Source organism: Erwinia sp. (assembly GCF_031978025.1).
Lineage (GTDB): Bacteria > Pseudomonadota > Gammaproteobacteria > Enterobacterales > Enterobacteriaceae > Erwinia.
Genome location: NZ_DALZCD010000110.1, coordinates 5,239 through 13,107, shown reverse-complemented (window position 1 = coordinate 13,107; position 7,869 = coordinate 5,239). Strand labels below are relative to the sequence as shown.

Genomic DNA, 7,869 nt, shown 5'->3' with positions numbered 1-7,869 from the left:
GTGTCTAAGATGCCCCCAGCGGGGTCTGGATTGCAACGGATGTGCTCGGACGATGCCGGATGATAAAATCAGCCTAAACATTGATTTTTAATGTTTTTTTTGACTTCCTCGGACGAGGATGGACAGGATACTGGTGCGAAGGCCGGACTCAAATAAACTTACAATCATATGTTTTTATTTAACTTTTTATGCACCAAAACTTAAGATGCCCCTTTTTGTGCCCCCACAACAATTTATGGCTATGTATTTAAAAACAGAGAGTTATGAAAATGATTGATAATCACTCATTCTCTTTTTTACAATTTATTGTTTCGGTTCGGTTCCGTGCTGTAGACCCTTACCAGCGCCACAGCCCTTAAAATTTTAGATCTACTCAGAAAAAAAGATTTTATTGAAAAGTGTTCACCCTGTTCACCTTTTGTTTTTATGATTAATTATCATATACTTAAATGGTGGCTACTCGCATTTGTACTATTCACTACTCTTCACCAGAAGGTGAACCCTGTCCACTTTCTGGTTTAAAATGCAGTCAACCGGCTTGAATTTTTCAGATAATTTTCTATCCCGCTTAAGTCATCAGCTAGCCTCACAGCTTCGCAAATTAGATAACAGGCTTAAGATCATGGTAAAATGTTACTACTTTCCCTGACCCGTTCCCCGTCGTCTAAGGTGAAGGTTGCTATGAGCGAAGAGCCGTGTTTCTCTATCGCTCTCTTAACTAGTAGGTATGACTTATAGTGTTGTTTTTGAATTAGCCGGACAAATGACGGTAGGTATAGATCTTTTAGGCTGTTTTAAAGTATTATCAATAACAATTTAGTAACCTTCATTCCTGTTCAATAAAAAGGAGGAAACCATGAATTTAGATGAGTTATCAAATTTCATTCGTAAATATCTAGGTGCCTGTATTACTTCTTTATTTATCTTCAGTGCTTTTGGCGCCTTTCTAATTAAGCAATATATGGACTTATATGAAAAGAAAAACCAATTAGACCAGCAAGTTAAAGAATTTTACAAGGACAACCTTGCCAAGGAACACGAATTTTTAAAAAGGGAAAAAGAAATTTATAGGCAAGAGATTTCAATGGAAAGTAAGAAAGAATCATTTGAAAGAAAAATAACAGAACTTGAGGGGTTTAAAATAAAATATGAAAAGTTAAACTTGGAGCTTAAGGAAAGCACAAGAAACTCATCAGTAGCAATGAGTAGGAAGATAGCTGAGGATAAACTAAGCACTCTAATGTCTGAATTTTCTAAAATGGGGGTCAATCTAAGACGCACTCCTGAATGTGGTGATAAAGACGCTTGGAAGCAATATAATATGGCAGAAGCAAAGCTTAGTGAGGCAATGAGTTTTGCTCGTGCGAATGGATTATATGAGTCTTATCAAGGTTTTTTTAATGCAAATTCATCTTTTATGATGAAAGTATGCTGATCTGCTACTCATTTATAAGAATAACAATACAATTAATAATGACCGATAAAAAATGACACGCTACCTATTGTGAGAAAGATCCAATGTCATGCTTGAACCAGAAAGAGCATTTCGACGATCATGTAAGCATGACTAAATTGATTGCTAAAGTAAGAAATAAACTCCTTTAACGTCAAATCTGATTTATTTCAATCGTTTCATTCAGAGTTATAGCATAAGGCATAACGGAGAAAGAATCTGTAAGTGCCATGTTAGTATTGGCTACCCAAACTCCCTACATTAAATATATTTGGTGTTAATTACAGCGTAAATTTGCAACATATATCACTCCCTATAAAATCAGTGATGCAGTAATCCTATCTTTTTATCAAATACTCATAAATAGAAGTAAAAATGTTAAAATGTTATTAGGTGATAAGCTGCTTAACCGTTTGGGATATATTATAAAGGTGCCGATAATGTGAAATGGCCTCTAAAATTAATTTTCTATTCTCTTCCTCAGTATGATGATTATCTTTCCTTATATTCTCATCCCGCAATGCCTCATTAGTAAGTTCATCAGGAGTATAAATCCGATTATAATCAACTTTAGTGTAATTGCTCGTGCAGTTGTAAAGTTGAGCTTTCATGAATAACTCTGTACAGCCTGCTATTTTTTCTGCTAACTCTTTAAGTAAGCCAGATTCTTCAATGTTTTCAAAGAGAAATAAAAAATCATCAATCCGTTCATCTTTAGGAGATATACTACCAAATCCTCCGCTAAATTTTTTAGTGCTTTCTAATAAGAATTTGAACATAGTTAGGCGAGAAGTTTGTAATTCAGCTATAGCTTTATCAGCATCCCTTCGAACTTCTTTAAGCTTAACAATATTGCCAGCAATTGAAAACTCCTGAATTTCAGAGGAAAAGTATAACATTAAACTAATAACTGAGCATAGAGTGAAGAACGTTATTGATTCGCCAGCCGTAACTTTTGATATGTAAAAAAGAAAACCATTGATTGACGTAAAAGTTATAAAAAAAATAGCACCAATTACTACTTTAATTTTTTCCATCCATCACAGCCTTTTATTTATATTCAAGAAGATTTTAATTATAATAAATATTTTATTTTATAAAAATAGATGATGTATAATCAAATGCGACAGAACCCTTCTGGCATATCCAAGGAAAATATTCAGACATTACTCTTCGATTTAATATCCAGTTCTTTATGTAACATCTTATGTATTTTAAGCTGACTAGTTCGTTCTGCTTCGCCTGCTGAAATTGCGCTTTTATTTCGATAAGACCAAAGAAATGAATTATTTGTTTCAAGCTTTACACCAATAGCTCCTACCTTATAAAGACATGCTAGGATAGCGCTCACAATTTCATTTTGTGATGAGCCTGTAACCTCAAAATAACCTTTTGCAATAATGACACATGGATCTTCATTTTTTTTAGTAGAAAGTTTTGTAATGACAGATTCAAACTGAGGATTTTTAAATTCGGAAAAATCAAATGTTGAATTCCTTCCTCTCAAAATTTCAATTGTATCCTCAAAAGATGGGTAAGTCTCACCCCATTCCTCTTTTAATGATCTTAGCCTTTTCTCTGAGTAATTTTTTTCAGCCTCATGAATTATAGTCCATGTTATTTTATCTTTATCAATTCCTGATTTAAATGTTTCATTTATAAACTGAAGAATATCTCTTGGACGAAGTAGCGTTCGCTCTAATATATATTCCATTGCTGTTTTTCCATGAGCAACCTTCCTAGCCTCCGGAAATATATCAGAAATTTTAACTTGGTCTTTTGTGTAGGTTTTTTTGAACGTTTCCCTTACTCTCTTTTCGACCAGATCAATTAACTCATCAGGGCTCCACTGAATTTGTAATATATATGACTCATATTTTTCTTCTTGAAATCCTGCTCCCCGGGTTCTATCAAATACCATATCTATTAAATCTTTTCTAAGCGCAACTAATATTTTAACATGCTTTATCTTTCTGAAACCCTTAACCTCCTCAATTAATGCCCTAATAAATTTGCATCTTGTAGTAGTATCGGCCCAATCTTCATCGAGTTGATCTATTAGTAGATAATAACTTTTTTGCGGATCTTTAAAGGAGTACTCAGCTAACATATTTAACATTTCATTCAGCTGCTTTATTTGTAAACTACTGACCACTTGACTTGCTCGTTGAGTTATTTCGGTTCTTTGCTCGTCACTTAGCTTACTTGCTCCATTTAAAGAAACATCAATCCCTGAATACTTAATTCCTAAATTGGCTTTAGTCTCCTCCTCAAGCTTCCTTGTTATTTGTTTTAATTGTTCATCTGTATTTAGCCAAAACTTATCACCCCATTCTCTAAAGTACAAAATTGCCTTTTGTTTAACTTCATCTCTGTTAAACCTTTCAATCAATCCTCTAAAAAAACTATCGTTATCCTCTTCGTTTTTAATTTTGTATCGGAGCTTCACCAACTCTATTATCAAAATATGACGCCATAACATTTTATAAAACAAATCTAAATTAACCCCTAGCTTATCCATAAATTGGATTATATCAGAGTGCTCAAGAAACTTTACAGATATGTCGTTAGGATCTATCTTTTGATAATTATTTATAGAGGTGCTAACTTTATAGAGGAGAGCGCTTTTTCCAGCGCCGGTTCTACCTACAATAATTGAACAGGGGTTTTTTACATCTAATAAATCATCCAGATACCCTTTATCAATAAAGCAAGTATCTAAGAATTCATTATCCGTCTCAGCATCTAAATCGCCTACAGTCAAACTTCTTTTTATTTTAACTTGCTTACTTTCCATATCTTACTCCAGAACCATAAGTTAGCTCAATTAATAAAAACTAGCCAGATAGAAACTTTTGCAAAATTATGCAACACCTTAATTCCTTACACCTTGTTTTTACAACATTTCCGTAGTTATACTTATCTACCTGCCCTACCTGCATAAAAATTAGCGTTTAAACGGATAATTCGTTTTTTCTAACTATGACCTAAAATACTGCGCTGCGGATCACGTTTTTAGGAACTTTGCGTTAGAAAAATTCATGGGGGTTAGGGTGCCACTCTTTTCTTTTTTGGTCAGGTATAAGAGCCTAGATAATCTCTTTTAACATGTAAATACTTTTGAATCGTTTAGATGAGCTGAAATCATGATATTTACTTCCGGTACAAACCGGCCGGAGCCGGTCTGGCGTTTATCATCTAACCTATGCATCACATCGCGGCAGCCAGTTGGCCTCACAGTCTTGACTCAGCTCCAGGCTGGTCTGGATGCCGTTCTTCGTCTTGCGCTTCAGCAGCTCAATCTCGTACTCCTTCAGCGTCTGCGGCACCGCCTGGCCGAACGCCGTCAGGCTCATTGGGTGCTGATGGCCTCGCGCCTCCATAAACGACAGGTAGGCGTGATAGAGGTAGCGGCGTGGGTTCATGGGCCGGATATTGGCGTTACCGATAAACAGCCCGGTCGGCGTGCTCAGTGGTGTCAGGTAGCCGCAGAAGTCGACCAGCGGGTCGGCGCTGCGCTTGATTTCCAGCGCCTCCTCCGACGACTGCTGTGCCTGCAACAGCTCGCGGGCGTCGTCAGGGCGGGTGAAACGCTGCATCAGGTGGCGCACGATAACCGCCAGCTCACCGGCAATCTTGTCCAGCAGCTGCGGGTCGCGCTCGTTCGCCGGTATCACGTCCGGGAATGGCAGGATAACCCGGCGACGCGACACGCCGCCGCTGCGGTCGCTGAAGCGCATCGGGTTGTTGTTTACCGCCAGTATTACCGCAGGGATGTGGGTTGAATAGGCGTCGCGGTATTTCGGGTCAATCGCCACGGCGTCGCCGCCGGTAATCGCCTTGATGCCCGCGCCGTCGCCGCTCCACTTTTCCTGGTCCGGCAGGATAATTAAGGAGTGGCTTATGACTAAGGCACGTTCGCAGGATAACTCAAACGTGTCTAAGATGCCCCCAATGGGGTATGGATTGCAACGGATGTGCTCGGACGATGCCGGATGAAAACTCAGCCTGCATATTGATTTTAAAAGTTTTTTTGGACTTCCCCAGACGGGGATGGACAGGATACTGGTGCCGAAGGCCGGAATCGAACCGGCACGCCTTGCGGCGGTTGATTTTGAATCAACTGCGTCTACCGATTTCGCCACTTCGGCACTGAAGGGTATGCGGAAAACGTTGTGGATTATACCTTTACCCCCTGTTTCCGCAACCCCTATCGGCAGGGGAACGTGCGACTGCTGAAAAAAACGCCATCCCTGCAAATTTCCCGGGGGCGCTTATACCGTCGTTTGCCGCTTTTACCACGCCCACTTCCCTGCCCCCGGCCTTCTCTTCCCTGATAATCTCTGCTTTTGTAAAGCGGCTCAGCCGCTTAAATTCACATCGACCGCCTTCTCCCCCAGGACTACTCTTAAAGCCGGGTTTGCTGAACGAGTCCACTGCCCATCTGGGAACTCCACGCTAATCCCGCAGTCCCACTGGGGAGATCGGTGCGCGCCGCAAGCAGGTCGCGCCGGACAATTTACAGAAGGTATAAAAATGAAAGTAGCAACTAAGATAGCACTGGCATTAACGGTTTCGTCTTCCCTGTTCGCTGGTGTGGCTTCGGCAGCCAGCTGGCAGGATCAGCTCAGCAACGCGGCCAACACGCTGAGCCAGAACAATGCCAACCCGTCATCTAACACGCAGAACAACGGCCTGTCGCTGGGTGCATTGACCGGTCTGCTGAACGGCGGCAACCAGCAGCTCAGCGCCAACAGCATGACCAACGCCGCGGGCGTGTTGCAGTATTGCGTGCAAAACAACGTGGTGAATAACAATGTCAGCTCCGTCAAAGATCAGCTGATGAGCAAGCTGGGTCTGACCGACACCGCAAAAGCACAGGAAACCACGGACTATAAACAAGGTCTGATGGGGCTGCTGAATACCGGCAGCGATCAACAGGTAAACCTGAAAAGCTTAGGCAACACGGAATTAGGCAAAAAGGTGAAAACCAAAGCCTGTAGCCTGGTGCTAAAGCAGAGTAAACAGTTTATCTCTTAGGCCGTGCTCACCGGTCTTCCGCGCCATGGATGGCGCGCATCTCTCTATGCCTCCTACCTGCCCAACACCCTGCTTACTTCATTATCAGCTTAATGCCCAGCGCGGCCATCACGCTGCCGCCGATGCGGTCGAATGTCGCTTTATAGCGCAGATAGGTATTACGTGGCCCGCTGGATGACAGCGCCCAGGCCACAAAGGCATACCACAGGCCGTCCACCAGCATGGATACGACCGGCAGCGCGACGTACATTGCTGGCGTGATGTGGCTCGGCAGCAGGGCGGCAAAGATCCCGGCAAACACAACCGCCGTTTTAGGGTTGCTGATCTGCGTAACAAAGGCGGTTAAAAAAGCGCGGCGAAAGCTTTTTACCATGGCGCCCTCCTTCACCACGTGCAACGGTTCACGCGCGTGACGGAACATCTTAAACGCCATCCACAGCAGATAAATCCCACCGCCGGTTTTTAACAACAGCCACAGCCAGGGAACGGCCAACAGCAGCGTGTGCAGGCCCATCAGCGCAACTAATGAAATCACTATCGAGCCGACGCCCATACCCAGCGCGGCCCCCATACCTGCACGTCTTGAAGAAGCCACCGCCGTACGCGCCACCATAATAAAACTGGGACCAGGGCTCATGGCACCCAACGCCAGCGCGCCGCCAATCGTGGCAACGGCAATCATGTTCGCATCCATCTTTTTCTCCCGCCATAAAGTTAAATAACTTACAGGATCCTTTTATCTCCGCCACTCCTCTTTGGGTTTTTCACCGGGCAGTAACCAACGGTAGCCACGACGCTGGTTTGCATCTTCTCCGGCCAGCCTGCATTATCATTAGCCGCCAAATGTTAACTTTTTCTTCTGTGAGATAACGATGCAAAAGGATTTAACGACACTGCTGGCTGAACGCGATGCGTTGCAGCACAAGGCAGAGCTGGAAAAGCTGCGCGAAGAGAATCTGCGTCTGCTGCAGCAGGTCAGCGACAAAATTGACAATGCCGAGGCGAAGATCACCGAAAGCGCCATCAATAAAACCCTGTCGGTGCTGGATAACACCCGTAAATGGGTGCTGGGCATCATTGTGGTGTTTGCTTCTGTTCTTACGCTGGCGGGCGTTATTGGTATTAGCGGCATGAGCAGCAAGATGACCGAAATCGTTACTGATAAGGTTAACAGCTGGCTGCGTTTTGACGATGGCAATAGCGGCAGCCACCAGATTATGGATGAGCTGCGCACAAACGCACTGCTGGATTCGCTTACTCTGCGCTACGCCAGAGACAATGCCAGAGGCGGCAGCGACCAGCCGCATCTTAATACGGCCGAAAAGCAGCGTCTGATGACGATAATTCTCAATCCATCTTCCGATAAATTTCAGTTC

The 7,869-nt window shown here is 42.8% G+C and carries 6 protein-coding genes, 1 tRNA gene and 1 pseudogene; 3 read left to right on the top strand and 5 right to left on the bottom strand.

From position 1 onward, the window contains the following. Nucleotides 1-856 precede the first annotated feature (856 nt). A complete protein-coding gene (locus RTK32_RS10750; protein WP_312043777.1) occupies nucleotides 857-1,435 on the top strand; it encodes a hypothetical protein in 579 nt (192 codons plus the stop codon). Between the two features lie 407 nt (nucleotides 1,436-1,842). On the opposite strand, the gene RTK32_RS10745 is transcribed toward RTK32_RS10750, so the two are convergent. From RTK32_RS10745 to RTK32_RS10730, 4 genes and pseudogenes are all read right to left on the bottom strand, one after another. Continuing rightward, the gene (locus tag RTK32_RS10745; protein WP_312043775.1) at nucleotides 1,843-2,490 is read right to left on the bottom strand and encodes a hypothetical protein; all 648 of its coding nucleotides are present in this window, start codon (nucleotides 2,488-2,490) and stop codon (nucleotides 1,843-1,845) included. 122 nt (nucleotides 2,491-2,612) lie between these two features. Then, a complete protein-coding gene (locus RTK32_RS10740; protein ID WP_312043773.1) occupies nucleotides 2,613-4,250 on the bottom strand; it encodes a P-loop ATPase, Sll1717 family in 1,638 nt (545 codons plus the stop codon). Between the two features lie 406 nt (nucleotides 4,251-4,656). Beyond that, a pseudogene (locus tag RTK32_RS10735) lies at nucleotides 4,657-5,397 on the bottom strand (primase-like DNA-binding domain-containing protein); the annotation flags it as partial. Nucleotides 5,398-5,519: 122 nt separating this feature from the next. After that, a tRNA-Leu gene (locus RTK32_RS10730) sits at nucleotides 5,520-5,604 on the bottom strand. Nucleotides 5,605-5,989: 385 nt separating this feature from the next. On the opposite strand from RTK32_RS10730, the gene RTK32_RS10725 reads away from it, so the two are divergent. After that, nucleotides 5,990-6,493 carry a DUF2501 domain-containing protein gene (locus RTK32_RS10725; protein WP_312043771.1) on the top strand — a complete coding sequence of 168 codons (504 nt, stop codon included), beginning with the start codon at nucleotides 5,990-5,992 and terminating at the stop codon, nucleotides 6,491-6,493. A gap of 73 nt (nucleotides 6,494-6,566) precedes the next feature. On the opposite strand, the gene RTK32_RS10720 is transcribed toward RTK32_RS10725, so the two are convergent. After that, nucleotides 6,567-7,187, bottom strand: a complete 621-nt coding sequence (locus tag RTK32_RS10720; protein WP_312043769.1) for a LysE family transporter — start codon at nucleotides 7,185-7,187, stop codon at nucleotides 6,567-6,569. A 178-nt stretch (nucleotides 7,188-7,365) separates the two neighbouring features. On the opposite strand from RTK32_RS10720, the gene RTK32_RS10715 reads away from it, so the two are divergent. Further along, nucleotides 7,366-7,869 (top strand): hypothetical protein (locus tag RTK32_RS10715; RefSeq protein ID WP_312043767.1); only part of this gene is annotated, 504 nt, incomplete at its 3' end.

What these genes read in the sequence shown, in the direction of transcription:
- RTK32_RS10740 (WP_312043773.1), bottom strand. Translation starts at nt 4,250, where the DNA reads ATGGAAAGTAAGCAAGTTAAAATAAAAAGAAGTTTGACTGTAGGCGAT.
- RTK32_RS10745 (WP_312043775.1), bottom strand. Translation starts at nt 2,490, where the DNA reads ATGGAAAAAATTAAAGTAGTAATTGGTGCTATTTTTTTTATAACTTTT.
- RTK32_RS10720 (WP_312043769.1), bottom strand. Translation starts at nt 7,187, where the DNA reads ATGGATGCGAACATGATTGCCGTTGCCACGATTGGCGGCGCGCTGGCG.
- RTK32_RS10725 (WP_312043771.1), top strand. Translation starts at nt 5,990, where the DNA reads ATGAAAGTAGCAACTAAGATAGCACTGGCATTAACGGTTTCGTCTTCC.
- RTK32_RS10750 (WP_312043777.1), top strand. Translation starts at nt 857, where the DNA reads ATGAATTTAGATGAGTTATCAAATTTCATTCGTAAATATCTAGGTGCC.